This is a genomic window from Paenibacillus sp. JT31N17 (genome assembly GCF_056269255.1).
In genome coordinates, this window is record NZ_JBWDNP010000001.1 from 1,467,427 (window position 1) to 1,492,240 (window position 24,814).

24 protein-coding genes and 1 pseudogene are annotated in these 24,814 nt (G+C 50.4%); 12 read left to right on the forward strand and 13 right to left on the reverse strand.

Annotated elements, in window-relative coordinates; all coding sequences use genetic code 11:
- Window positions 1–85: 85 nt before the first annotated feature.
- The 3 genes from AC0YOB_RS06115 to AC0YOB_RS06125 all read left to right on the forward strand — a co-directional run bounded on the left by AC0YOB_RS06115 (window position 86) and on the right by AC0YOB_RS06125 (window position 1,934).
- Window positions 86–565: an N-acetyltransferase family protein gene (locus AC0YOB_RS06115; RefSeq protein WP_475792322.1), complete on the forward strand. Its 480-nt coding sequence runs from the start codon at window positions 86–88 to the stop codon at window positions 563–565.
- Between the two features lie 89 nt (window positions 566–654).
- Window positions 655–1,044 (forward strand): MerR family transcriptional regulator, encoded by a 390-nt coding sequence (locus AC0YOB_RS06120; protein WP_210040041.1) that lies wholly within the window; start codon window positions 655–657, stop codon window positions 1,042–1,044.
- A gap of 71 nt (window positions 1,045–1,115) precedes the next feature.
- Window positions 1,116–1,934 carry an NAD(P)-dependent oxidoreductase gene (locus AC0YOB_RS06125; RefSeq protein WP_475792005.1) on the forward strand — a complete coding sequence of 273 codons (819 nt, stop codon included), beginning with the start codon at window positions 1,116–1,118 and terminating at the stop codon, window positions 1,932–1,934.
- Between the two features lie 60 nt (window positions 1,935–1,994).
- On the opposite strand, the gene AC0YOB_RS06130 is transcribed toward AC0YOB_RS06125, so the two are convergent.
- Window positions 1,995–3,413, reverse strand: a complete 1,419-nt coding sequence (locus tag AC0YOB_RS06130; RefSeq protein WP_475792006.1) for an MFS transporter — start codon at window positions 3,411–3,413, stop codon at window positions 1,995–1,997.
- Between the two features lie 252 nt (window positions 3,414–3,665).
- Here AC0YOB_RS06130 and AC0YOB_RS06135 point away from each other — a divergent pair, with 252 nt between their 5' ends.
- From AC0YOB_RS06135 to AC0YOB_RS06150, 4 genes are all read left to right on the forward strand, one after another.
- Entirely contained in the window at window positions 3,666–4,013 is a 348-nt protein-coding gene (locus tag AC0YOB_RS06135; protein ID WP_475792007.1) for a winged helix-turn-helix transcriptional regulator, read from the forward strand.
- Between the two features lie 200 nt (window positions 4,014–4,213).
- A complete protein-coding gene (locus AC0YOB_RS06140; protein WP_475792008.1) occupies window positions 4,214–5,701 on the forward strand; it encodes a phospholipase D-like domain-containing protein in 1,488 nt (495 codons plus the stop codon).
- 53 nt (window positions 5,702–5,754) lie between these two features.
- Complete coding sequence (locus tag AC0YOB_RS06145; RefSeq protein WP_475792009.1) at window positions 5,755–7,581, forward strand: APC family permease; 1,827 nt, start codon at window positions 5,755–5,757, stop codon at window positions 7,579–7,581.
- A gap of 146 nt (window positions 7,582–7,727) precedes the next feature.
- Window positions 7,728–8,291 (forward strand): NAD(P)H-dependent oxidoreductase, encoded by a 564-nt coding sequence (locus tag AC0YOB_RS06150; RefSeq protein ID WP_475792010.1) that lies wholly within the window; start codon window positions 7,728–7,730, stop codon window positions 8,289–8,291.
- An 81-nt stretch (window positions 8,292–8,372) separates the two neighbouring features.
- Here AC0YOB_RS06150 and AC0YOB_RS06155 read toward each other — a convergent pair whose 3' ends face one another.
- On the reverse strand, window positions 8,373–8,732 hold the full coding sequence (locus tag AC0YOB_RS06155) for a winged helix-turn-helix transcriptional regulator (protein WP_475792011.1): 360 nt from the start codon (window positions 8,730–8,732) through the stop codon (window positions 8,373–8,375).
- A 218-nt stretch (window positions 8,733–8,950) separates the two neighbouring features.
- Between AC0YOB_RS06155 and AC0YOB_RS06160 the strand changes: the two genes are divergently transcribed.
- The gene (locus AC0YOB_RS06160) at window positions 8,951–9,430 is read left to right on the forward strand and encodes an SRPBCC family protein (RefSeq protein WP_475792012.1); all 480 of its coding nucleotides are present in this window, start codon (window positions 8,951–8,953) and stop codon (window positions 9,428–9,430) included.
- Window positions 9,431–9,820: 390 nt separating this feature from the next.
- Window positions 9,821–11,359 (forward strand): malate:quinone oxidoreductase, encoded by a 1,539-nt coding sequence (locus AC0YOB_RS06165; protein ID WP_475792323.1) that lies wholly within the window; start codon window positions 9,821–9,823, stop codon window positions 11,357–11,359.
- 875 nt (window positions 11,360–12,234) lie between these two features.
- Here AC0YOB_RS06165 and AC0YOB_RS06170 read toward each other — a convergent pair.
- The 7 genes and pseudogenes from AC0YOB_RS06170 to AC0YOB_RS06200 form a co-directional block, all read right to left on the reverse strand.
- On the reverse strand, window positions 12,235–12,387 hold the full coding sequence (locus tag AC0YOB_RS06170; protein WP_475792013.1) for a hypothetical protein: 153 nt from the start codon (window positions 12,385–12,387) through the stop codon (window positions 12,235–12,237).
- 96 nt (window positions 12,388–12,483) lie between these two features.
- Window positions 12,484–13,086, reverse strand: coding sequence for an NADPH-dependent F420 reductase (locus tag AC0YOB_RS06175; RefSeq protein ID WP_475792014.1), 603 nt, complete (start codon window positions 13,084–13,086; stop codon window positions 12,484–12,486).
- Window positions 13,083–13,319, reverse strand: a complete 237-nt coding sequence (locus AC0YOB_RS06180; RefSeq protein ID WP_475792015.1) for a hypothetical protein — start codon at window positions 13,317–13,319, stop codon at window positions 13,083–13,085. The genes AC0YOB_RS06175 and AC0YOB_RS06180 overlap by 4 nt, the downstream gene beginning before the upstream one ends.
- A gap of 93 nt (window positions 13,320–13,412) precedes the next feature.
- The gene (locus AC0YOB_RS06185) at window positions 13,413–13,715 is read right to left on the reverse strand and encodes an ArsR/SmtB family transcription factor (RefSeq protein ID WP_475792016.1); all 303 of its coding nucleotides are present in this window, start codon (window positions 13,713–13,715) and stop codon (window positions 13,413–13,415) included.
- Window positions 13,687–14,424, reverse strand: coding sequence for an SDR family oxidoreductase (locus AC0YOB_RS06190; RefSeq protein WP_475792324.1), 738 nt, complete (start codon window positions 14,422–14,424; stop codon window positions 13,687–13,689). The genes AC0YOB_RS06185 and AC0YOB_RS06190 overlap by 29 nt, the downstream gene beginning before the upstream one ends.
- A gap of 145 nt (window positions 14,425–14,569) precedes the next feature.
- A pseudogene (locus tag AC0YOB_RS06195) lies at window positions 14,570–14,871 on the reverse strand (ArsR/SmtB family transcription factor).
- A complete protein-coding gene (locus AC0YOB_RS06200) occupies window positions 14,843–15,577 on the reverse strand; it encodes an SDR family NAD(P)-dependent oxidoreductase (protein ID WP_475792017.1) in 735 nt (244 codons plus the stop codon). The pseudogene AC0YOB_RS06195 and the gene AC0YOB_RS06200 overlap by 29 nt, the downstream one beginning before the upstream one ends.
- Window positions 15,578–16,452: 875 nt before the next feature.
- Here AC0YOB_RS06200 and AC0YOB_RS06205 point away from each other — a divergent pair.
- Window positions 16,453–17,100, forward strand: coding sequence for a TetR/AcrR family transcriptional regulator (locus AC0YOB_RS06205; protein ID WP_475792018.1), 648 nt, complete (start codon window positions 16,453–16,455; stop codon window positions 17,098–17,100).
- Window positions 17,101–17,606: 506 nt separating this feature from the next.
- Here the strand turns inward: AC0YOB_RS06205 and AC0YOB_RS06210 are convergent.
- Window positions 17,607–18,677 (reverse strand): alpha/beta fold hydrolase, encoded by a 1,071-nt coding sequence (locus AC0YOB_RS06210; RefSeq protein WP_475792019.1) that lies wholly within the window; start codon window positions 18,675–18,677, stop codon window positions 17,607–17,609.
- Between the two features lie 3 nt (window positions 18,678–18,680).
- Window positions 18,681–20,936: an MMPL family transporter gene (locus AC0YOB_RS06215; RefSeq protein ID WP_475792020.1), complete on the reverse strand. Its 2,256-nt coding sequence runs from the start codon at window positions 20,934–20,936 to the stop codon at window positions 18,681–18,683.
- A 202-nt stretch (window positions 20,937–21,138) separates the two neighbouring features.
- Between AC0YOB_RS06215 and AC0YOB_RS06220 the strand changes: the two genes are divergently transcribed.
- Both AC0YOB_RS06220 and AC0YOB_RS06225 read left to right on the forward strand, forming a co-directional pair.
- Window positions 21,139–21,828, forward strand: coding sequence for a response regulator transcription factor (locus AC0YOB_RS06220; RefSeq protein ID WP_475792021.1), 690 nt, complete (start codon window positions 21,139–21,141; stop codon window positions 21,826–21,828).
- Window positions 21,825–22,940 carry a sensor histidine kinase gene (locus AC0YOB_RS06225; protein ID WP_475792022.1) on the forward strand — a complete coding sequence of 372 codons (1,116 nt, stop codon included), beginning with the start codon at window positions 21,825–21,827 and terminating at the stop codon, window positions 22,938–22,940. Before AC0YOB_RS06220 ends, AC0YOB_RS06225 begins: the two co-directional genes overlap by 4 nt.
- Before the next feature lie 721 nt (window positions 22,941–23,661).
- Here the strand turns inward: AC0YOB_RS06225 and AC0YOB_RS06230 are convergent.
- Window positions 23,662–24,291, reverse strand: coding sequence for a peroxiredoxin-like family protein (locus tag AC0YOB_RS06230; RefSeq protein WP_475792023.1), 630 nt, complete (start codon window positions 24,289–24,291; stop codon window positions 23,662–23,664).
- 95 nt (window positions 24,292–24,386) lie between these two features.
- A complete protein-coding gene (locus AC0YOB_RS06235) occupies window positions 24,387–24,800 on the reverse strand; it encodes an FMN-dependent NADH-azoreductase (RefSeq protein WP_475792024.1) in 414 nt (137 codons plus the stop codon).
- Between the last annotated feature and the right edge of the window lie 14 nt (window positions 24,801–24,814).

A 24,814-nucleotide genomic window follows, 5' to 3' on the forward strand; every position in this document is an offset into this window, starting at 1 on the left:
GATGGTATTATCATTTGGAGGAGCTTGCTTCGGGAAGCTCCTCTTTATGTTTCATGAAGCTTCAGGATTAAAAGGGGAGATTGGCATGAAAATTCGTTTAGTGAAAGGTTCAGACTATTACTTGATTTCGCCTCTGATCAATGATTGGTGGGGAGGCAGGCAAATTTCTGGCAAGCTGCCGAAATTATTCTTTGACCATTTTTCAAGCACCAGCTTCATTGCGGAAAAGGAAGATGAAATGATAGGTTTTCTGATAGGATTCCTCTCGCAAACCCATTCAAATGAAGCCTATATTCACTTTGCGGGCGTTCATCCTGAATACAGAAAACATCATGTTGGAAAGAAATTATACGACGAATTTTTTCATGCAGCGAAACAAAATGGCCGAAGCATTGTCCGGTGCATAACGTCTCCTGTAAACAAGGGCTCGATCGCATTTCATACCAGGATGGGATTTGAAATCGAGGCGGGTAATAAGGAAGATGCCGGAGTTTCAGTACACGCAGATTATGATGGGGCCAATCAGGATAGGGTGCTATTTGTTAAAACGATTATGCACCTATGATGATTCAGACGCCCTTTACAACGCACCTCTAAGATGATATTCTTAAAACATGACGTTAACGTCATGTTTTATCAGAGAGGAAGTGAACGATGAGTCACCGCATGCGCATAGGCGATTTGACGGAACGGGCAGGGGTAACGCAGCGCACCGTCCGATATTACGAAAGCATCGGATTAATCCCGTCAGGCGAGCGTGAAGGCAATGGGCAGCACTATTATACAGAGGAGACGCTTGCCCGTCTGCGGAAAATTGACCAGTTAAAGAGGCTTGGACTCAGTCTGGAAGAAATACGGGATGTTATAGACCTCTATTTCCTTGACCCCAGCGGTGTACAGCCTAAGCAGAAGGTCCTCGGCATCCTCCGTCAGCATCTCGCTGAATCGGACCAGAAGATCGGGGCGCTGCAGCAATTTCGCGCTGAATTGCAGGCCAATATCGAACGCTTCGAGAATTGGTTTGAGGAAAGAGAAGACCATTAAATTTTTTTTGGCCTAAACATGACGTTAACGTTATGTTTAGATATCTAATCTCATTGAGGAGGATTAACAATATGAATGAAACAATAGGTTTTATCGGTCTTGGCAATTTGGGGCTCCCCATGGCAACCAATCTGCTCCATGCAGGGTATTCGATCGCCGTGTACAACCGCACTGCGAGTAAAGCGGAATCGCTCGTTGCTCAGGGTGCGCGGCTAGCCACACGACCTGTTGACGCGGTAACGACCGGGGGAATTGTCGCGACCCTTGTATGGGATGATGCGGCTGTGGAAAGCATCGTCATGAGTGACGGCTTTTTAGAGAAACTGGGACAAGGCGGCATCCATATTTCGATGAGCACGGTATCGCCTGAAACGTCGAGAAAGCTTGCGGCCATCCATGCCCAACATGGCAGTGTCTTGATCGAAGCCCCCATATTTGGAGTAGCCGAGGCCGCTGTCGCCCGGCAGCTCTTGATTCCTCTTGCAGGTCCGCAGAATGCCAAAGAACGAGTCCGGCCGCTCCTGGAGGCGATGGGGGGACAGAATATCTTTGATTTTGGCGAAGAGGTCGGAGCGGCCACACAGGTCAAGCTTGTCGGGAACTTTATGATCGTATCGGCGGTTCAGACTCTGAGAGAAGCACTTTCGATGGTTGAAAAAAACGGCGGCGATCCCAAAGCAGTGGCCGACATGCTGACACAAACATTATTCGCCGCTCCAATCTATAAGAACTATGGCAGGATGATTGCCGAAAAAAAGGATGCTGCTTTCAGTCAAAGCAGGATTCCGCTTAAGGATGTAGGGATCTTCAAAAAGACAGCAGAGCAGGTGGAATCACCGACGCCCGTATCAAGTCTGTTGTACGATCTCTTAAGCAGCGGCGAAGGATGAGCGTGACAAGAGGTAGCTGACCTGCGGGTCGGCTGCCTCTTGTCATACGAAGGATAGAATTTATATTTGATCGTTTGCTGCTTGATTCTCATGATGAATGCTTTGCTTGAGAAGACCAAAAGAAATAATGATAACGCCGATGACGGCTGCGGCAACCGGGACGATCAGTGCTGTTCGAAAGCCATCCAGCATGGCTTGAGGTGATCCGTCTCTGGTAGCGGCGATGTTGACAGCGGTAACTAACGATAAACCAAGGGCCGCGCCAAATTGGAATGAAGTGCTTAGGAGACCGCTGGCCAGCCCTTGTTCTTCTTCTGCGATGCCGTCTGTAGCCGCAATCGTGAGCGGGCCATACGTAAGAGCAAAAGCGGTCCCTGTAAGAATCATCGTTGGGAACATGGCCGCATAGCTCCAATCGAGGTCAATTCCAAGGAACAAGAAGTACGATATGGCAGCAAGACAGAAGCCTCCGAAAATAACCCGGACATTGCCGAAACGTCTAACAAGCCATGGCGTGAGCGTTGGCGCCAGTACAGCGTCGACACCTACGGCCAAGAGAGCCAGGCCAGTCTCGAATGAAGACCAACCGCGAAGTTCCTGGAGATATAAAACCGCAATGAACTGGAAAGCGAAGAACGAGCCGGCGAACAGCATCGCGCCGAGATTAGCCCGCACAAGTGATGCCGAGCGGAGGATGCCAAGGCGCATCAGCGGTGAAGCCGAATGCCGTTCGATCATTATAAAGACAAACAGGAAGATGAGGCCGCCTGCCAGCATGCCGGCCGTCCAGCCCCAGCCCACGTCGGGTGCCTGAACGACCGCCAGAACAAGCAGGAGCATCGTACCCGTTATGCATATCGCTCCTCCAAGATCAAAGCCGTGAGACGAACGGGCTGGCCGGTCAGATTTTGGGATGAGGCGGATCGCGGCCAGGAGAATGATGAATGCCAGTATAACCGGGGCAAAAAATACCCACCTCCAATTAATCGTGGTTAACAAGCCGCCTGTGACAAGGCCAAGCGAGAAGCCGGCTGCTGCAGTTCCTGCATAGACCAGGAGAGCCTTGTTGCGCTTCGGTCCCTCAGGGATGCTCGTTGTGATAATGGATAACCCTGCAGGCGTCATGAAAGCGGCAGCCACCCCTGTTACGAAGCGGGCGAGAATGAGAATCCAGCCTTCAGAAGCGAATCCGCCAAGACCCGAAAAAACAAGGAAAACGAAGAGCCAGATGAGGAACATCCGTCTGCGGCCAAGCAAGTCCGCAGCTCTGCCCCCTAGCAGCATGAAACCTCCATAACCAAGCACATAGGCGCTTATTACCCAACTCAGTGCACTGGTTGACATGCCGAGTTCAGCCCGGATCGACGGCAGCGCTACACCCATCATCGACACGTCGATTCCTTCGAGGAAGATGGCTCCGCACAGCACGAACAGAAGCCCCCAGGATAATTTGCTGTTTAGTGTTCTATCTGTCTTCACTTGAAACCTCTCCCTTCAGCCTGAGATTAACCCTATTCACGGCTAAGTGTCTGCTTCCAAACACAGCCGTCTACACGTTTGTTCCCCCATTCCTGCCAATGATTGGCTTGACATGAGGAAATTATAAATCATACAATAACAATCATAAAGTACGCACTTTTTTGTACCATTAGCACTTATAAGTACTATAGGTACCAAAAAGTACCTATACTAAGGATGGAGTCATACTCAAGTCAGGGGGAAGCTGAAACCATGAAATCACTTAAAAAGGATTATTATAACTTACCTGTGGAAGCCACTCTGGAAGTCATCGGGGGCAAGTGGAAAACGTTGATTCTCTGTCATTTGACTTATGGATCCAAAAGAACCAGCGAGCTAAAAAAACTGATGCCGGATATTACTCAAAAGATGCTGACCCAACAGCTCCGGGAGCTGGAGGAGGATGAAATCATCATCAGGACGGTATATAACCAGGTTCCTCCTAAAGTTGTTTATGAATTAAGTGAAGTAGGAGAAACGCTAAAATCGATCATTGATCAAATGTGCGAATGGGGAGAACAATATCTGAATAGACAGACATTGTCTTCAAAGGATGATTAATGACATTAATAATATATTTAATAACATTAATTATTTTTGATTAACGACATTAATGATATCTGAAATGCAAGGACCGTCAAACACTTGTAAATTTGTGTTCGGCGGCCTTTTTGCGTTCACGTCCAGGTAAGCGGATATATTCGTCACCATTTGAACACCATAATTTTTGATAACGATATAACGATGGGGTGGTAATCTTAATGTGGCTTGTAGGGCTCTACATATTGAACGTTCTGTGTATGCTAGTCATAGCCGTCCGCGAGGTCCGCAAGCCGGCAAAGGCATTGAACTGGCTGGCAATAGGTCTCATTCTGCCTTTTATCGGTTTCATTGTGTATCTTATCATTGCAAATCCGGTGCGTATCCGCCGCGAACGCGAGAGACTCGCTTCATCCCGTAATGAACCGGATTCGCTGCCTGAATTGTTCGGCCGCACATCCTCGATCATTGCGCAATCTGTCAGGCAGTTAACCGTGCATGGACTCAGGGAAGGCCGTGTCCAAATTCTTACGAACGGTATTGAAACGTATGAGAAGCTTGTCGAATCCATACAGAAAGCGCAAAGCGCCATTGATCTGGAATATTTTATATATCGGAATGACCAGGCAGGCAAACCAATTACGGACGCACTGATCGAAAGGGCCAGATCCCGCGTTCAGATCCGTTTTGTAAGGGACGGCTGGGGGAGCAGGCAATTTCCGCAAAGCGAGGTCAATCGGATGATGGAAGCCGGAATTGAATGCCGGACGATATTTCCCGCACGTTTTCCCTGGTTGCCCGCTTTGACTCACCGGGATCATTGCAAGATCGTCGTGATCGATGGCAAAGAGGGCTTTACAGGCGGTATCAATGTGGGGTACGAGTATACCGGTTTAAAGCCTGACGTGGGGTTTTGGCGTGATACCCATTTGCGAATAAAAGGAAAGGCTGTTAACGATCTGCAGACTCTGTTCGATGTCCATTGGAATATCGCTTCGCCGGAAAAAATGAAAAGAAAATCACCGCAGAAGTCCGCTCGGGATAAAAGGCATCGATCGCAGCCCGTTGCTGCTTCAGCCAGATTTTCTTATTTATCGGAAGAATGGGGGAGTGAGCTGGGGGCGGATCTTGATCCCATACCGGGCACAGATGTGTTGCGCCATGCTTACATACAGACGTTGGAAAGCAATCCTGGACTGCCAACACAGGTCATCCGTCAGGCTTACTTCGTTTGCCTGACCCAAGCGGCCCGGACCATTGACATAACCACGCCTTACTTTGTGCCTGAAGCAGACATCATTATGGCTTTAAAGACAGCCGTGGCGCGGGGTGTGCGCGTAAGATTGCTGGTTCCTCGCCGCGTGACCCCCAAAATCATAGGGTATGCGGGCCGTACCTACTATGGAGAGCTGCTGGAAGCCGGGGTTCATATTTATATGTATGAGAAGGGTACGGTCCATGCGAAGGTGATGATCATCGATGAGGAAATGGCGGGTATCGGCTCGGCGAATTACGATATCTCAAGTTTTCGTCTGAATTTCGAGGTCATTGAACTCCTCTACAGCACCCGCACAGCGCTGGAACTCACAATGCAATTTGAACGCGATCTTAATGATTCCGTTCCTTTGCGTATGGAAGAATTGAACAAGCGCAGCTATCGACAACGCTTTATTGAACAAGCAGCGCGACTGTTTGCGCCTTTATTATAAAACGATCCGGATAGCAATTTAAGGACTGAAATAATTTTTGGTGGTGAATCCGAATGCTTTCTACCCTAAAAAGATTCTTAATAGGACGACCGCTGAAATCAACTGCATTAGGGGAACAAAAACTGAATAAGACGAAAGCGTTAGCCATCCTTTCTTCGGATGCCTTATCTTCAGTCGCATATGGGCCAGAGCAGATACTGGTTGTGTTGATTACAGTAAGTGCTGCAGCTATTTGGTACTCCATTCCGATTGCGATTGGAGTTCTGATTCTGTTGACGGCTCTTATCCTGTCCTATCGGCAAATCATCTTCGCGTATCCTCATGGCGGCGGAGCTTATGTGGTTTCAAAGGAGAATCTGGGCATATACCCGGGGCTGATCGCTGGAGGCTCCTTATTGGTGGACTACATTCTGACGGTTGCTGTAAGTGTGTCGGCAGGCACGGATGCCATTACATCTGCTTTTCCTTCTTTACATCCTTATAATGTCGCCATCGCCATCGTGTTTGTCCTGTTCATTACAACCTTGAATTTAAGAGGCGTAACCGAGTCGGCATCTATTTTAGCCTATCCGGTTTATTTATTTGTTTTCGCATTATTCATTTTAATCGGCGTGGGCATTTACAACATCGTAACGGGGGATATTCCCCCTAAATTGCATACACCAATCGGCACGCCGGTAGCTGGAATCAGTTTATTTCTGCTACTAAGAGCATTTGCTTCGGGCAGCTCGGCTTTAACCGGCGTTGAAGCAATCTCAAATGCCATCCCGAATTTCAAAGCGCCTGCTCCGAATAACGCGGCCAAGACTCTGCTGGCCATGGGTTCTTTATTGGCTTTGTTGTTTTCGGGGATCGTAAGCCTGGCTTATTATTATGGAATTGTTCCCAGAGCGGATGTAACGGTGGTTTCCCAAATTGCGGAGCAGACCTTTGGACGGAACTTTATGTATTTCTTCATTCAGGGAACTACGGCCCTGATACTGATCCTTGCCGCCAACACCGGGTATTCCGCTTTTCCTCTGCTTGCGGTTAATCTTGCCAAAGACAGATTTATTCCAAGAATGTTCACGATCCGCGGAGACCGGTTGGGGTATTCCAACGGGATTATCAATCTTGGCGTTTTTTCGATCATCCTGATCATTGCGTTTAAAGGAAAGACGGAGCATCTCATCCCGCTTTACGCTGTCGGTGTGTTTATCCCGTTTTCCCTTTCCCAGACAGGTATGGTGGTAAAATGGATCCGCGAAAAGCCCAATGGGTGGGTTTCCAAGCTTATTATAAATACGCTGGGGGCGTTAATAAGCTTAATCGTTTGCTTGATGTTCTTCTTAACCAAGTTCTCGCAGGTTTGGTCCGTGTTGATTTTCTTGCCGTTGATCATTTTTCTCTTTCATCGGATCAAGAACCATTACACGGCGGTGGGCAATCAATTAGGCATCACAACCTGCGAGGCCGCTTTGCCTATTGAGGGGAATGTAATGATTCTTCCTGTGGCCGGCATTACTCATGTGGTTGAGAATTCATTAAACTATGCCAAATCGCTGTCACCTTTTCAGATTATCGCCGTTTACGTCCATTTTGAGCGGGAGGATGAAGCCGTTTTTGAAGAAAAATGGAGAAAATGGCAGCCTGATGTGAGACTGGTCACCTTGCATTCTCCTTATCGTAGCATCATAAACCCACTGAGCAAATTTATTGATACCGTTCAACGCAAAGCGAGTGAATCGAATTACCAGGTCACCGTCATTATTCCGCAATTCATTCCCAAAAAAGGATGGCATAACATCTTGCATAACCAATCCAGCTTGCTGATTCGCGCCCACTTGCTGTACCGGAGAAATGTCATTATTACTACCGTACCCTTTCACTTAAGGGAATAGGCTGCTGTCAGAATAACTGAAAACAACATGGAATGGTTTGACACTCACCTTCAGGAAAGTACCTGAACTAAAGGTGCATACTTACATATTTGCAGTACGCACTTTATACTCTAAGAAATAAATCATTACGAAAGGAGGACAAATTTTTGAAAACTCTTGTTATCCTTGCACATCCAAGCATTGAAACATCCGTCATAAATAAACGATGGGCAGAAGAACTCCAGAAATATCCGGAAAAGTATACCGTACATGAATTGCATAAGGTTTACCCGGACGGAAACATTGATGCGGAGAAGGAACAGCAATTAATTGAATCGCATCGCAATCTGGTTTTACAGTTCCCTGTATATTGGTTTAATTGTCCGCCTCTCCTTAAAAAATGGCTTGACGATGTTTTTGCATATGGTTGGGCTTATGGTTCAAATGGAGGCGATAAATTGAAGTATCGCAAAGCTGCCTTAGCCGTATCGGCCGGAATAAAGAAAGGAGATTATAGTGAAGAGGGGAGATATCGCTATACGCTTGAACAATTATTATCTCCTTTTGAGATAACCTTCCTCTACTGCAATGCTGATTATCGTTCGTTCTTTGCGTATTATGGTACAGAACATGAGCCTGGCGAAAATGCGCCCGGCACAGAAAATGAGCCGTCTGTAAGCGATTTGGAAAAAAGCGCACAAGATTATCTGGATTTTGTCGACAATCTGTGATAGACAGCTTTATTAAAGCTTAAAAAAGAAGTATTTCCTTGTTTAGGAGATACTTCTTTTGATTTAAACAAATAGCTATGCCTACTGCCGTACAGCATCCAGAGCCGACATACTGTTTTTCTCGCCCCAATCGCAGATCATATGCAATAAGGGAATTAGAGAGAGACCACGCTCAGATAATGAATATTCAACTTTTGGAGGTACTTGGGGAAATTCCTCGCGTATGATCAGGCCATCCGCCTCCAGCTCTTTCAACATTATGCTTAGCGTTTTAAAGGAAATAGTACCGATGCTTCGCTTCAGCTCATTATGCCGCATAACCTTATTTTCAGACAGCCAATGCAAAATGATCATTTTATATTTACCGCCTATTAAGGACAACGTATATCCAAAGCCAGTGGCTTTTGGTTCGACGCCAGTCGGAACACAGGTTTCGCGCACAGCTGCACTCTCCTTCAGGTGAAGTATATGGATATAAATGGGCATTCACACTTTTACAATAGACCATTATGCAAACGGATGTAAAGTATGAGCGCTATATAAATGAATACGAATAACTGCATTCATTGCGGTCAATAGCTGGAATAATCAACTACCCGTTTCAATCGCCCCATGATAAAGTTAAGAAATGATGAGATAGCTGCAAGGAGGATTGCGTCATGATGAATGCGTCCAACAAGAAGAGAACTGACTCCGCTTCCAAAATAATCAGGGCCTCGCCGCGAATGATCTACAAGGCATTCGTGGAGCCGGAGAATCTGGTTACGTGGCTCCCGCCAAAAGGCATGAAGGGCCGCATTTACGAGTTCGATGCCAGGGAGGGCGGATCCTACCGGATGTCCCTCACCTATATTGGAACAGACCATACAACAACAGGCAAGACCTCGGATGACTCTGACGTCGTCCGGGGGAGATTTCTGAAGCTGGTCCCGGACGAGCAGATCGTGCAGCTGGTCGAATTTGTGTCCGAAGATCCGATGTTCGCGGGTGCCATGACGATGACATGGTCCTTGCGAGCAGTCCCCAAAGGCACCGAAGTCACCATCGTTTGCGAGAACGTCCCCGAAGGAATACGACAGGAAGATCACGATGCAGGCATGAAATCCTCACTGGAAAATCTCGCTGCCTTCACTGAATAAAAGTCCAGCATCCATAATAATAGGCGTGGACGGCATTACGATTGGGGAAACGGGAATCCAGTCAATTCCGGAATATGAGGAGCTCATGAATCCGTGTCAAGCTGGATTGCAGATGAATATATTGTTGTTTTGGAACGGAGTAAGTGTTTCCCGGCACTTGGTCCTTTTTTTTTGGCCTTTATTGAAATGTATAAGTATATACCGCGCAGGAATGGGATTGTTATTTGCTTGTCTATTATTTTTTATTAGAAGGGGAGAGGCTGCAAACAAATGATTTCGAAAATTAGAGGGTGGCGGTTCACGGACTTCTCACTTTTCATCAGCTTTTAAATAGCTTATAATTATTAGATAATAGTATATATTTTAATCTATAAATAATTGTAATACATGATGACATGGTTATTATTGAAACAGAAAAGGTGTGTAAAAATGAGCAACGGAGAAACGAAAACAGACGTCATCTTGATTGGTGCCGGAATCATGAGCGCAACTTTAGGGACACTTCTGAAAGAATTAGTGCCGGAATGGGAAATTACAGTTTTTGAAAAGCTCGAAAATGCAGGAGAAGAAAGCTCTAACGAATGGAATAATGCAGGAACAGGGCATGCGGCACTGTGCGAGCTTAACTACACGGTCGAAAAACCGGACGGATCAATAGATATCAGCAAAGCTATCCAAATCAATGAACAGTTTCAGCTGTCCATGCAGTTTTGGTCTTATCTTGTAAACAGCAGGCTGATACGTAATCCGCAGGACTTTATCATGCCTTTACCTCATATGAGTATGGTACAAGGGGAGCAAGATGTAGCGTTTTTAAAGAAACGATTTGAAGCGATGTCGCATAATCCTCTGTTTCAAGGGATGGAATTTTCCGATGATCCTGGAAAACTGATGGAATGGATTCCGCTTATTATACAAGATCGTCCAGCGAATGATTCTATAGCGGCAACAAAAATCGACTCTGGCACTGATGTCAACTTCGGTGCCTTAACCCGTATTTTGTTTGACCACTTAAAGAGTAAGAACGTCGATGTCAAATACAAACATAGCGTTGATAATCTTAAACGTGCCGGCGATGGCTCGTGGAAATTGAAAGTACGAAATGACGGCGGTATCGTCGAACGACATACTGCGAAATTCGTCTTTATCGGAGGCGGGGGAGGAAGCCTGCATTTATTGCAAAAATCCGGTATTCCTGAAGGAAAACATATTGGCGGATTCCCGGTAAGCGGAATATTTATGGTATGTAATAATTCGGATGTTGTTGCGCAGCATCATGCAAAGGTATACGGCAAAGCTAAGGTTGGCGCTCCTCCAATGTCCGTTCCGCATCTTGACACACGATTTATCGATAATAAAAAATCGCTGCTATTCGGACCATTTGCCGGCTTCTCACCAAAGTTTTTGAAAACCGGTTCAATGTTTGATTTGGTAACTTCCGTAAAACCGGATAATCTCGTAACGATGTTGTCGGCAGGCGCAAAAAACATGTCCTTGACAAGATATCTGATCGGGCAAGTCATGTTATCGAAGGAAAAGCGCATGGAAGAGCTGCGAGAGTTTATCCCGAACGCCAAAAGCCAGGATTGGGATTTGGTAGTAGCGGGCCAACGAGTACAAGTTATCAAAGATACAGAAGCTGGCGGCAAAGGAACACTCCAATTCGGTACGGAAGTTATTAGCGCAGCTGATGGCTCGATTGCAGCATTGCTGGGTGCTTCTCCAGGCGCTTCAACTGCAGTTCACGTTATGCTTGAGGTAGTCAAAAAATGCTTCCCGCAGCATATGAAAGAGTGGGAATCGAAAATTAAAGAAATGATTCCTTCTTATGGCGTGTCACTCATGGAAAACCCGGAGCTTCTTCACGAAATTCATATTTCAACGGCAGAATCGCTTGGTTTAAGCAAAAAAGAGCTAGTTTATAGTTAACTAAGTTGAAAAAGTTTACTAATGAAAATTACTAATGAAAATTACTAATGAAAATTACTAATGAAAAAATAAACAATGAAACACTTTAGAATCTTTGATCTTTTATAGATTGAAGATTCTTCTTTTTTGAATTTGTTTTTAATGATGCAGAGATTAAAATTAAATTTATCAAAGTTGCAGAGATCAAAAATAGACGAAACGCCGTTGATTCAAGCATACTTTTACACAAAATTCGTATTTTATACATATGTCTACAAAGATGCAATCGCTCGAATTCAAATCCCCGCCGCGACGCCTTTTCTCGTTCCCATCCGAATTGGAATCTAAGTTAATGAGTTTTTCGTATTCTTCTTGTATGTAAACCCTGGTTGTCCATTTTCCCCCAGCCCCCAATAACCAATCGTAGCCAAACTGATCTTCCATTTCTAAATTTAGCATGGATTATTATACTAACCGCTAAAATTCAACAGCTTGGTAGCATGAGATTTCAAGCTCGGGTTATAGCTCAAAACGACGAAACAGGACAGTATTCTTCTGCCCCCAGCTGTGCTTTTAATATATTGTGTCACAATCCATAAAAATGCGCACTCCCAACACTAATATTTCCTGTCAAATTCGTATTGAATTGACATCTAATTGTCACATAAAAAGGCGTGCTTAATGGCACGCCTTTTTATGCACCTATTGTCATTGATAATCTTTCATGTTGAACAAACAATCGTTAAGCATTATTACATGATACATATTTCGAGTGGTATCCGGCGAGTCTAGCGGCCATGATGCACCTGCGCAGAACCACTAACTGAATATCGGTCAGATCACCAGCACACGTTTGGCTATGCGCGTGGCGGCAGTGACTTTGTTGTGACTCGCCGCTATTTGAACTTGACGAGATTCTGGAGGATCAGTTCAGCCAAGGTATTGCCCCTGGCCTGGACGAGCGAGCCGCCATCCTTGAGTGGTCCTAACGCAATCGGCGCGAAACCGAGTTGTTCGGCCAGAACCGCGACCGGCGCCGCGCCACCCACTTGAAGGGGTGCCTTCCCGTCGATGTCATTGAGCACATGGATGGCCGACGTTTTGGGATCGTACTTCTCGGGCCAAATCACACGGTCATAGATCGATTACTGCTCCTTCTTGAACAAATCCTGGAAGATGAGCTGGCCCCAAGTGCGGCCGCGCGCGTGCACCAGCGCGCCACCCTCGTTGAGCTTTCCCAGCTTGACGGGTGCGAACCCGAGTTGTTTGGCCAAGGCCGCCACGGGAGCGGTCGCGTCCTCGTCGTCGCTCGATAGAAAGACGACCCGGTGGCCGCCCTCGACGATCGGATCGGCAGCCAGGGTGGCCGCAATCAGGTGATTGAAACCTTTCACGAACTTGGCGCCTGTGAACGCCTTTGCGATGACGGCGGAGGACGGGAGACCGTCCAGCTCTTCAAGGGGAACTCCAAACGCGTTCGTCGCGTCGATGACCGTCTTGCCTTCCCAGCTCGGCAGGGCCTTCGCAACCTCGCGGTGCTCCCAGAATGGGATTGCCAAGATGATCGTGTCGGCTTCGACTGCATTCTGCAGCGACTTGGCGACGACCGTGGGTCCAATCGCCCGAGCCTGCGGCGCCAACGCCTCGGGCGGCCGGCGGCTCGCGACGGTCACGTCGATGCTTTTACGGGCGAAGGCGTGGGCGAGAGCCTGGCCTACCGAGCCGAATCCTACAATCGCATAGCTCATAATGCTTCTCCGATCCGTGTTGATATTGATTCCCCGGCCTTCAACAGCGCTGGGTTATCCGTTTCGCTGCGTGGCGACCTTCGCGAGATCTTCCAGAAGCTTCTCTTGGCGCTCGCCAGCGCCATGCCGCTCGATCCACCCGTGATGACTGCAACCTTACCATCTAGCTTTCCCATGGCTTCTCCTTTCGTGGCGTCGTACTGCGCCTCTGTTCCCATTTGCACAAATTTCATTGTTACTCCTCCTTTGTTAGTGGGTTGTTTACCACTTCAATATTTTTATATTTTTTATATTTATAGAAACATAGAAATAAGAACAATAAAAAATTACTCCAACAAATAAGGTGCGTACTTCTGAGCCATACTACGATTCATACTGAAGTAGATGAACGTCCCGTCCTTTCGGAGATCCAGCCGGCCGCAATCGGTCAATTGCTTCAAGTGATGAGACAGTGTCGAGCCGGCGATGGTTTTCAGCTTCCTCCCGATGTCGGAACAACACAAAGTTCTCTCCTCAGTAAGCATCATGGCGATTTTGAGCCGTGTCGGTTCCCCGAGCGCTTTGTATACTTTGACGGCTTGCCGCGGTCCCGCGCCGGGGTCAAACCTGCGACATGCCCCCGTCGACAACGAGATCGATGGCCGTCGTGAAACGACTGTCGTCCGAGGCGAGATAGAGTACCGCAGCCGCGATCTCCGTAGAAAGCCCGAAGCGTCCCAACGGAACCTGCGTGACGAAGTAGTCCGTCAACTCTTTGGAAATTCCGGCGAAGGCAGCCGTGTCGCCGATCGCTCCCGGACTAATGCTGTTCACTCGGATTTTGCGGTCCTTCAAGTCGTTCGTCCAGCTTCGCGCGAACGATCTTACCGCCGCCTTGGCAGCCGCGTACACGCTTGCTCCAGCATATCCCTTGAGGTGCGAATTCGAGGCGTTGAGGATGATCGAGCCGCCGTCGCGCATTAGGGGCAGCGCCTTTTGGACGGTGAACAGCGTACCGCTGACGTTGAGATTGAGCGTATCGTGGACCAACTGCTCCGAGATCAACCCGATCGGCTTGTCGACTTCTCCGCCGCCGGCGCTCGCGAAGATGATGTCGATGTAGCCCTTTTCGGATTTCACCTTCTCGTAGAGCCGGTCGAGGTCCGCCAGGTTGGCGGAGTCGGCGCGAACGCCGGTCACGTTGCGGCCAATCGCCTTCACCGCCTCGTCGAGTACCTCCTGTCGCCGGCCGGTAATGAACACATAGGCCCCCTCTTCTACGAACAATTTCGCCGTCTCAAGCGCCATACCGCTCGTTCCGCCCGTGATGACTGCAACCTTACCGTTTAGCTTTCCCATGGCTTCTCCTTTCGTGGCGTCGTACTGCGCCTCTGTTCCCATTTGCACATTTTTCATTGTAGTTTACTCCTCCTTTGATAGTGGGTTGTTTACCACTTCAATACTTTTAAATTTCTAGAAACATAGAAATAAGATCAATAAAAAATTACTCCAACAAATAAGGTGCGTTCTTCTGAGCCATAATACGATTCATACTGAGTAGATGAAAGTCCCGTCCTTGCGGAGATCCACCAGGCCGCAATCGGTCAATTGCTTCAAGTAATGAGACAGTGTCGAGCCGGCGATGGTTTTCAGCTTGCTCCCGATGTCGGAACAACACAAAGTTCTCTCCTCAATAAGCAGCATGGCGATTTTGAGCCGTGTCGGTTCCCCGAGCGCTTTGTTTACTTTGACGGCTTGCCGCGGTCCCGCGCCGGGGTCAGACGTGCGCCAAGCCCCCGTCGACAACGAGATCGATGGCCGTCGTGAAACGACTGTCGTCCGAGGCGAGATAGAGTACCGCAGCCGCAATATCCTTAGTAACCCCGAGGCGTCCCAACGGAACCTGCGAGACGAAGAAGTCCCTCGCCTCTTTAGGAATTGCGGCGGAGGCACCCGAGTCGATCACTCCCGGACTCATGCTGTTCACCCGGATTTTGCGGTCCTTCAACTCGCTCGCCCAGCTTCGCGCGAACGACCTGACCGCCGCCTTGGCAGCCGCATACACGCTTATTCCAGGATATCCCTTGAGGTGCGAAGCCGAGGCGTTGAGGATGATCGAGCCGCCGTCGCGCATTAGGGGCAGCGCCTTTTGGACGGTGAACAGCGTACCGCGGACGATGAGATTGAGCGTATCGTCGACCAACTTCTCCGACATGGACCCGATCGGATGGCCGACTTCTCCGTTGCCGGCGCTGGCGAAGACGATGTCGATGTGGCCCTTTACGGATTTCACCTTCTCGTAGAGCCGGTCGAGGTCCGCCAGGTTGGCGGAGTCGGCGCGAACGCCGGTCACGTTGCAGCCAATCGCCCTCACCGCCTCGTCGAGTACCTCCTGCCGCCGGCCGGTGATGAACACATAGGCCCCCTCTTCGACGAACAGTTTCGCCGTCTCAAGTGCCATACCGCTCGATCCGCCCGTGATGACTGCAACCTTACCGTCTAGCTTTCCCATGGCTTCTCCTTTCGTGTTGCCCATTTGCACAAATGTATTGTATCTTGTGGATCACTGATCCAGATACAGGTTCATTATAAATGGATCAGTGATCCATTGTCAAGGTGATGCGAGCCGACGCCAGAAAAAATTACAGCCATCTACTTGCCGTCGTGCGAAGCGCCAGCCCGGATTCGCGCCACGGGGAGCTATAGCTATGAACGAATGCCACCCCTTCGCGAAACCAGGACATGCAACAGTTGGCCTAGGCTCGAGCATCGTCTTAACCATCACCGCGCGGCGGGCAGTGAAGCGCGGAGTCCGGGTCCGCGTGGGCGCTCGCCATCAAGGCGTAAACCCCCTGTTCGCCCTGATGTCGGCGCTCGTGCATGTACTTCTTGGATAAGGGATTGCTCTAAGGGGGATAAACTTCAAAAAAGTGTCATAGCCATCATTCAGAAGATTCATTCGCACATTGAAGCTGACGATGAAGGAAATCCCACGGAATAGCGGATTGCAGGCCGCCGCGGCTAAGTGATATGATGATGGCAACAATATAAGAATCCCCGACCGCTGGAACGATCAGAGATTCGTCTGACTGGGCGACGCGATTGTAACGGTAAGCAATACCGGCTTCCGGATGCCATGCACTTAACTGGGGTTGCAACATCAATCCACCATCACGATACGATAGAGTCGATGTTCTACAATGCGTGTAACTTGCGGCCATATTGCGTGCGTAATGCGTGCTGACTGGCTGTACTGTTAGAACAAGATGCTTACCACACCGCATCATTTCGATGAGCTTCCGAAGTGTATTCAATGTACGAAGAATTTCTTGAAGCACAGCACCCTAGTGGTTAAGTTTGTGCCACAAATGAAGGAGAGTGGGATTTATGCGAGCCGACGCCAGAAGAAATTACAGCCATCTACTTGTAGTCGCGCGTGACGTCGTCACCGAGCATGGTACCGATGCGTCTATGCGAGATATCGCCCGCCGGGCCGACGTCGGGTTGGCCACACTGCTTCGCCATTTCCCGACGCGAGAAGCCTTGTTCGAAGCGTTGCTGCGTACGAATCTGGACGCACTGACGGAGAAGGCAGGCGAACTCGAAACGTCGAATCCACCTGACGAAGCGCTCGTTTCCTGGTTTCGCGAAGGGGTGGCATTCGTCCAAAGCTATAGCGGCGTAGTCGCCTTGATGGCTAACGCCCACGCGGACCCGAACTCCGGGCTTCACGCTACATGCACAGCAGTGCACTCAGCGGGCGCGCGACTACTGCTCCGTGCTCAGGCCGAGGGAACGGCGCGCGCCGATATGGATGGAGACGACCTGTTCGCCCTGATGTCGGCGCTCGGCTGGCTCGTCGACCAACCCTCATTCGCGCCCCGGGCCGATCATCTCTTTCACGTTATCGCGAGCGCCATCCTGACAAATCGGTCGAGCACCGAGTCAAGAAGGCAACGTGTTGAGTCAGATTTGCCGACGCATACTTTCCTACCAGGAAAGCCCGGGGATTCGAACCAGACGGCGGAAAGCTGACTGGAGCCGACACTCGAAGGTCATTACCGCACTTGATCGATTGGCCGCTCCTACACTGATCGGAGTAACCGATGCCCATATTTCCAAAATAGAATCAGGTAAGGATTTCGCGGCGGTTTAGGGTGCTCATCCCGATTTATAAATCTTGGATACAGACTGCGATGGCAAGAAGACAGTGGATCGGAAGGAAATTTTCTTCAGCGAGTGCTGAACAGGCCCCGCCATGCGCATCTTACTGCTGAAAGATGACGCCCCCCTGAATGCTGCCCGTTATTTCAATGGAAAAAGGATAAGCGGACATTTGTTCAAAATTGTGGGTAGCGGATAAGTACACGGGTGAAAAGTACGGGAAAACCAGCTGATAAATCGCCACCAGTCAGCAAACTTGGGCTACGGGCTACGGTACAACCGTCTCAAGGACTGAAGCGTTACCCCGATGTTCTCCCTTGAACGACATAAAGCTGAATTCGCATAAGTGAATTCAGCCCATAACTTGCTCCGACGTTTCACCCTTCGGGCGAATTCCGCAGCAGGAATGCACTTGCCGTCTCCTGGAACTGTTCCGATTTAGGGCTCAGCCAGAAGCCGAAATGGTCCTCGCCCTCCATCCAATAGCTCTCAGCCCCCGGTATCTGCATAGCGGCGTATTCGCCGTTCTCAAACGAAACGTCACCGTCCAACGTTCCGTGGATGATGAGACTGGGCGCCTGAATACGCGCAAGCGGCAGCGGGCCTGTCTCATGGATTTGCTTCGCATCGTTGTCCGTCCCTGCCGTGCGCTCGCCGTATGGGAAGGTTGTGCCCAGCATCGCCTCGAAGAACACCCGCTTCTCTGACGTTTTCATAATATAGTCGGCGCGCTGAGCCTTCTGCTTGGCGGAGTACAGGCCGGTCTCGTCGAGCGTGCTTTCCACGACCGACCGCGGCGACAGATGGGCGGTCAGCATCACAAGCTTCTGGCCGATCGTATTCATGAACAGCTTCCGGAAGGAGAAGCTTGACAAAGACGTGTCGCCGCCGGGCTTCGGCTCGCTCTGGCCGCCGATGGCGACAAGCCCCCAAACCCGATCCGGGTATTTCGCCGCGAACATATAAGCGGCGGGAGCTCCGGCCGATTCCGTCAGGAGGCCAACCTGCTCTATACCCAGCTCATCTAACAATGCGGACATAAGCTCCGCCTGCTCCTCCAGCGTCGCACCGTCGTTGAGCGGTGTACCGAGATAGCCCGGCCGTGACGGGCTTAGGATCCGGAAGCCGTCGTCCTGCAGCCAGCTGGCAAACAGCCGCCCTTGGTCGGCTCCGCCGAGTCCGGCATGAACGGACAGAATGACGGGACCTTTCGTTCCATAGATGTCATATTCCACCGGTCCGCGCGGTGTCTCGGCGGTCTTCAAATTCAGCTGCACGCCGGGCAGCATGGTCCGCTGGTTGCCGGAGGGATATCCGCCGTCCCATACAGACAGCCAGATGACGAAAGCGGCTATCACTACAACCACCCCAGCGGTTCCTACTAGTAGTCTTCGTTTTGCACGGCCCCTCTTTTTCTTCTCAATCGGGGCACCCGTCTTGATGTCCATCGTTCATCCTCCTTCGTTTAGCTCTTGTTGGAGCGGCGGTTTCGGCGTTGTCAACGATGCCGTATCCGGCTTATTCAGTCCCGGCCAAAACGCCCAACGGTCCAGCAGCAGTGTAATCGCCGGCACGAGGAATGGGCGGACGACGAACGTGTCGAGCAGTACCCCAATCGCCGTAATGATACCGACCTGCATGAGCAGCTGTACCGGCATATTGACAAGTACGGCGAATGTCCCCGCCAGGATGAGGCCTGCGGAGGCTATGACAGCCCCCGTCTCACCCACGCCTTCCAGCACTGCTTGCTTTAATGGCATGCACCTGCTCTTTCGCCAGATGCCCGATACCATAAAGATGTTGTAGTCTTCGCCGAGCGCGACGATGAAAATGAACGCGTACAGCGGAACGGCGCCCTGAATCGCAGCGGAGCCGACCAAATCGTGAATGACGATCCAGCCGAGTCCAAGTGCCGCCAAATAAGAGAGAATTACGGTGGCGATCAGATACACGGCGGCAACAACTGAGCGGAGATAGACCAGCAGCAGCAGGGCGATCTGCCCGATGACGGCGGAGAAAACAAGGCGCATATCGCGCTCGCCTGTCGATTTCGTGTCGTATTGCTCCGCGGTCTGGCCGGCGATCCATACGTTGTCCGGCCCACCCGGTACGCCAGCTTGCTCGAGGATGGATTCCGCGGTTCGGCGAAGCTCCGGAATGAGCTTAATCGTTTCCGTCGAATACGGATTCATCGCGAGCTGAACATCAAACATGGCGATGTCCGGATTCATCCGACCGGCCTGCGGCTCGGATACGCGGCTCACGTATGGAAGCGACGCCAGTGTCTCGCTGACTGGCAGCTCACGCCCTTTCGTGTCGACCATCAATTTAACCGGGGCCAATTGCCCCACTGAGAACTGTTCGCCGATGATGGCGAAGCCTTCGCGGGAAGGTGCGCCATCCGGAAAAGCCTCCAGCCTGTCGTATGTGAAATCGATTCTGGCCGCTACCGCGGCCAGACCGCCGAGCATAACGACGGCAATGGCCGTAATCAGCCACGGTCGGCGTAACACGAACTCTCCCGTCCGATAACGCACCGGCTTTGGCGATGCCGGCGCCGGTCTTCCGCAGAGTATGGCGCGCTCGGCTTCTATGTCCGGCGTTCGGGGAACGAGCGGCCAGAACGAGGCTCTGCCTAGAATGGCCAGCAAAGCGGGCACGAGCGTCAGGCTCGACAGCACCATGACGAAGATAGCGACGCTGAATGGTACGGCGAAGCGCTGGAAGGAGCCGTACTCCGCTGCGAGCAGCGTAATCAAGGCGAGTACGACAGTCAGCCCGCTCATCACGATCGCGCCGGACGAATCTGACAAGGCCCCGCGAAGCGCCCTCCCTTTGTCGGTCTCTACGGTCAGCAGCTGACGAAACCTGGAAATCAGGAACAAGCAGTAGTCGGTACCGGCGCCGAAAAGCAGGACGGACATAATGTTTTTTCCTTGCGATTCGACCGTGATCCAGCCCTCATGCGCCATCCAACCGAGAATCGGGGTGATGACCGCGTAGGCGCAGCTGACGGCCGCCAGCGGAATAAACGCCAGGATTGGTGAACGGTAGATGAGCAGAAGCAGGATAAGAACGAGCGATACGGTGCCGATGAGCAGCGGTTTGTCCGCCTGCCCGAACAATCCCGCCGCGTCGCTCTGGATGCCGGCGGGCCCGGTCACTCTGGCGAACAACTCGCCGGAGGCGTCTATGGCGTTCGCGAACGGATCGAATCCGAGGGAGGCGGCTGCCTTCGCTTTCATGTCGGCGATGCCCTCGCTCAATTGGTCGGCATCCGCCTGCTTACTGAACGACAGCTCCGAGACGAGCGTTCCGCCGTCCTCCGACAGTCTCCCCCTTAGGACCTCAAGTGGCGATTCATGCAGTGGCTGGACAAATGTCTGATGCGGCGCGGGTTCGAACTCCAGCCGTCGCGCGAGCTCGCGTATGCCCTCAAGATCCGCATCCGTCAGACCCCCGGAACGGCGCCATACGACAAGTGCCGGCATTTCGTCTTCGTTGCCAAATTCGCGTGCCACCAGCGCCGCCGCTTGCATGGATGGCTTGGATGCGCCGAGCTGCGGCTCGTTGTTCTTCACTTCCGCGTTCAACGAAGGAAGAAGCAGGCTCAGCAGTCCGGCTGCGGCGATCCACAGCATCAAAACAATCCACCCGTTTCTCGCTCCGGCTGTCCGCTTTTTTTTCATTTTGATGCGTCTCTTCATTCCGAATCTCCCCTACTCTCTTCGATCATAGTGGCCCGGCTGGCCAATCTTCGCGATTCGCCGTCTTCCCTTTTCCCGCTTAAGTTTACCTGACAAATGTCGAGAACGTATGCAGATCTTCCACTCTTTCCGTGTATGGCCTTATAGGGCCGGGCGAATCGCGCTATAATGGGAACAAACTAAAGTGGAGGATGGGATGGGCATGGAGCCGAAATTGCTGCTAGTCGAAGACGAACCGGGGATGCTGGAGGAAATGCAAACCTTTTTGCAGCGGGAAGGGTTTCGCATCGTGTCGGCGCGAACCGGCAATGAAGCGCTCGTGGTCGCCCGAACGGAACGCCCCGATCTTGTCTTGCTCGATTGGATGTTGCCCGGGAAAAGCGGCATCGATGTTTGCCGAGAAATCCGGCAAACCTTGAATTGCGGCATTATTATGGTGACGGCAAGAGCGGAAGAATCAGATAAAATCGTCGGTCTTGAAATCGGCGCGGACGATTATTTGACAAAGCCTTTCAGTCTGCGCGAGCTCGCCTCACGCATTCGCTCCGTGCTGCGCCGCCTGCGCGGCCAGGAGGAGGAACGGCCTACGGTGCTGGAGCGGAACAGTCTGCTCATCTCTGAAGCGAAGCGTCAGGTATTCAAGGACGGCAAGGAAATTCAGCTGACGCCGACCGAGTTCAAAATTTTGTTCACGCTCGCGGCGCGGCCCGGAATCGTCTTTAGCCGTCTGCAATTACTAAGTGCGGCGATGGAAGACGATTACGCAGGCTACGAACGGTCAATGGATTCCCATATTCGCAATCTCCGGCGCAAATTGGAGGACGACGCAGTCAATCCCCGGTTCATTCAGACTGTATACGGCTTCGGATATCGCTTCGGTGAATGGACATGACGGTCCGGCAAAAAATTTTCGCCTATATGGGGCTGCTCGTCGTCATCGTCAGCGTCTCCCATGCCCTTCCGACTCAGGTGTACACCAGCTACCTGTTCGACCAGTTTCAAAGGGAACAGGTCGACACGGTTTATCTAAACGCGCCGCCGGAGCAGCAGATCGACATGCTCAGGACCTATGTGCTGGACAAATTACGGCCAATCGGCCTCGTCAAGCTTTGTTTTTTTGCCGCAATCGGACTGTTCTTCAGCTTCTGGATATCCGGCGTGCTGACCTTACCGCTTCGCAAACTTGTCGCTGCCATCGAACGCGTCGCCAGCGGCGACCTGGACGTGCAGGTTCCTGTTCAGACGAACGACGAATATGGCAAAGTGATCCGGACGTTCAACGAGATGACGGTCCGACTCCGCCAATCCGAAGAGGTCCGCCGGCGGCTTGTCGCCGATGTTGCCCATGAGCTCCGCACGCCGCTGTCCATCATGCAGCTGAAGCTTGAAAACCTGCAGCAGACCGGCGGTCATGTTCCCCCGGAAATGCTGCTTCGCCTTCAGGACGAGATCATCCGGCTCAGTCTGCTGGTGGACGATCTACATGTCTTGTCGCTGGCCGAGTCGGGCCGGTTGACGCTTGACCTCCAGCCTTTGGATCTGACGGCGCGTCTTGCTCAAATTACGGACGATGTGCGGCATGATGCGGAAGAGAACGGGCTGACGGTCCGTTTCTCCGCTTCCACAGGGCCATTTTCGGTCATGGCCGACGGAAGGAGGATTACGCAGGTTTTCATCAATTTGCTGACCAATGCCATTCGCTACACGTCTGCGGGTGGGTCGATTTCGGTTGAAATCGAAGAGGGGTTTATCGTGGAGGGCCGTTCGTATGTTGGCGTTTCCGTCATTGATACCGGTATTGGAATACCGGCAGAGGATCTTCCTCATCTATTCGATCGGTTCTACCGCGTCGAGAAGGCACGCTCGCGGCATAACGGTGGGACGGGGCTCGGGCTGTCCATCGCCCATCATTTCGTCAAGTCGCATGGTGGGTTCATTCGCGTCCGGAGCCAACCGGATGAGGGGACAACCTTTACGGTCTTTTTGCCACAAGGAAGGAACTAACACTGAGCCATCCTTCCAGCCGTGAAAGAGGAAAATATGTGGTCTTCGCGCAACATTTGACCGACTGGCTGTAGAGCACCATATGCCTTTGTCGTAACAATACACAAATCATCGTTACGAGTGATTGTCAGTTTAATAACTGGTAAATTTACCGTCTCAAATCTCATTTGCATTTAGCCCTTATACAGCGCTGTATGACCTCATTGTACCGAAAGATAACATGCTATGCCAAATTAATGAGCTGGTAGACTTCTCCGCTGGAACAATGGGTTCACCCTCTCGCAATGATACTTAAATTATACGCGGCCGACAACTGTTCTTTCTTTCATTGAAGCGCAAAGGAGGCTGTCCTGTAGCAGGTAACCGATTACCTGATGGATCGCCTCCTTTTTCAAGGTTGTATTAGGCAACCAGGCAGCGAGTTCCTTTTTCTCGGTCCAGGCGCGCCACACGAGCGATTTATTCGATGTATAGTTGAGGGCAGGCCACGATTTACGGCTCCTTCTACCTACGAGATCTGACAAAACCTATCACCAGCAAAAAGAATGGTGGTTTTTTATTCATTGATTTATTATTTTAGCCTAGATACATAACGATTTATATACTCATTCATTTGTCTGTTTTCATTGGTATTCCTTCATGTAACAATCCTCCATTTTAGGAAAAAGGCCGTTCAATGTTATAGAAGTCTTTGTCCATTCATCATGCTTTTGCTTCTCAATTATAGAGACTTGACAATTTCCAAAGCTTCTGACGGTTCCATTCTCGTTCTGTGATTAATATTTGAAACGCCGGCAATGATTCGGCCGTTCTGATTGATGACATAAGTTGCAGGGACGGGCAGTTCAAACGAATCGTCTCCATTTATTTTCGGTAACATACTTAAAGTGCCATGCATGAAATCGGGGAGTGTATATTTCAAGTTATACATTTCAGCCACTTTATTTTGGCGATCACTTACTACAATAAAACTCAGTCCTTGCTTTTCTTTTTGCGATAATGAATTATCTGGCGTCTGAGGACTGATAGCTATAAGTTGAGCACCTGCTGACTTAATATCACTCATGATGCGTTCATAAGCTTTTAATTGCAAATTACAAAATGGACACCATTCTCCTCTGTAGAAAATGAGAATGATAGGACCTTTCTTCAATTCCTCCCATAACGTGATCCATTTTCCAGTCGCGTCTTCCAATGTGAAATCTGGTGACATATCCCCGATGTTTAGTCCCTTACCTGCACCTTTGTTACGAAGGTCTTGTAAATATTTTTCAAACACAGTCGCTGCGTGCGAATTGCTTGCGTTAATGTTAGCCTGAACTTCCAATTCCGACTTCAATGTTGGTTTCACAACTAATCGCTCCTTCATTGTGTAGTCTTTCTTAATCTTAAACGTATTCCCCTTATCCTTCCTTCCCCTTGAGGAGGATTTTCACGTCGGGCGAATTACCAGGCTGCGGCAAGCTTGACGGCCTGTTCCATTGCTGTCCGGATGATCTCTTTCGCGCGCTCCGGTTGAAAATCATGACCTTCCACGTACAGTGCTTTTACGTCGTGGATCCCGACGATGCCGAGAACCATGTTTAGATAGGGATGACTGTGATCCATAGCAGCAGCCGCCCCTGAGGAGTAAATCCCGCCGCTCGACTGGATATGCAGCGCTTTTTTGTCATGCGATAGGCCGACCGGCCCGTGTTCTGTGTAATAGAATGTCTTACCTACGATGACGAAAGCGTCGATGAACGCCTTTAGCCGAGGGGGAATGCCCCAATTCCACATTGGCGAGACAAACACGTATTCATCAGCGCGCATCGCCACTTCGGTTATTTCGTTAAGGGCATTAACTTTCGTTCGTTCCACGAGACTCAGCTCAG

Bases quoted from the DNA above. Each gene is read 5' to 3' on its own strand.
- AC0YOB_RS06115 (WP_475792322.1), top strand. From the start codon at position 86: ATGAAAATTCGTTTAGTGAAAGGTTCAGACTATTACTTGATTTCGCCT.
- AC0YOB_RS06120 (WP_210040041.1), top strand. From the start codon at position 655: ATGAGTCACCGCATGCGCATAGGCGATTTGACGGAACGGGCAGGGGTA.
- AC0YOB_RS06125 (WP_475792005.1), top strand. From the start codon at position 1,116: ATGAATGAAACAATAGGTTTTATCGGTCTTGGCAATTTGGGGCTCCCC.
- AC0YOB_RS06135 (WP_475792007.1), top strand. From the start codon at position 3,666: ATGAAATCACTTAAAAAGGATTATTATAACTTACCTGTGGAAGCCACT.
- AC0YOB_RS06140 (WP_475792008.1), top strand. From the start codon at position 4,214: ATGTGGCTTGTAGGGCTCTACATATTGAACGTTCTGTGTATGCTAGTC.
- AC0YOB_RS06145 (WP_475792009.1), top strand. From the start codon at position 5,755: ATGCTTTCTACCCTAAAAAGATTCTTAATAGGACGACCGCTGAAATCA.
- AC0YOB_RS06160 (WP_475792012.1), top strand. From the start codon at position 8,951: ATGATGAATGCGTCCAACAAGAAGAGAACTGACTCCGCTTCCAAAATA.
- AC0YOB_RS06165 (WP_475792323.1), top strand. From the start codon at position 9,821: ATGACATGGTTATTATTGAAACAGAAAAGGTGTGTAAAAATGAGCAAC.
- AC0YOB_RS06175 (WP_475792014.1), bottom strand. From the start codon at position 13,086: ATGAGCTATGCGATTGTAGGATTCGGCTCGGTAGGCCAGGCTCTCGCC.
- AC0YOB_RS06180 (WP_475792015.1), bottom strand. From the start codon at position 13,319: ATGAAATTTGTGCAAATGGGAACAGAGGCGCAGTACGACGCCACGAAA.
- AC0YOB_RS06190 (WP_475792324.1), bottom strand. From the start codon at position 14,424: ATGGGAAAGCTAAACGGTAAGGTTGCAGTCATCACGGGCGGAACGAGC.
- AC0YOB_RS06200 (WP_475792017.1), bottom strand. From the start codon at position 15,577: ATGGGAAAGCTAGACGGTAAGGTTGCAGTCATCACGGGCGGATCGAGC.
- AC0YOB_RS06205 (WP_475792018.1), top strand. From the start codon at position 16,453: ATGCGAGCCGACGCCAGAAGAAATTACAGCCATCTACTTGTAGTCGCG.
- AC0YOB_RS06210 (WP_475792019.1), bottom strand. From the start codon at position 18,677: ATGGACATCAAGACGGGTGCCCCGATTGAGAAGAAAAAGAGGGGCCGT.
- AC0YOB_RS06215 (WP_475792020.1), bottom strand. From the start codon at position 20,936: ATGAAGAGACGCATCAAAATGAAAAAAAAGCGGACAGCCGGAGCGAGA.
- AC0YOB_RS06220 (WP_475792021.1), top strand. From the start codon at position 21,139: ATGGAGCCGAAATTGCTGCTAGTCGAAGACGAACCGGGGATGCTGGAG.
- AC0YOB_RS06225 (WP_475792022.1), top strand. From the start codon at position 21,825: ATGACGGTCCGGCAAAAAATTTTCGCCTATATGGGGCTGCTCGTCGTC.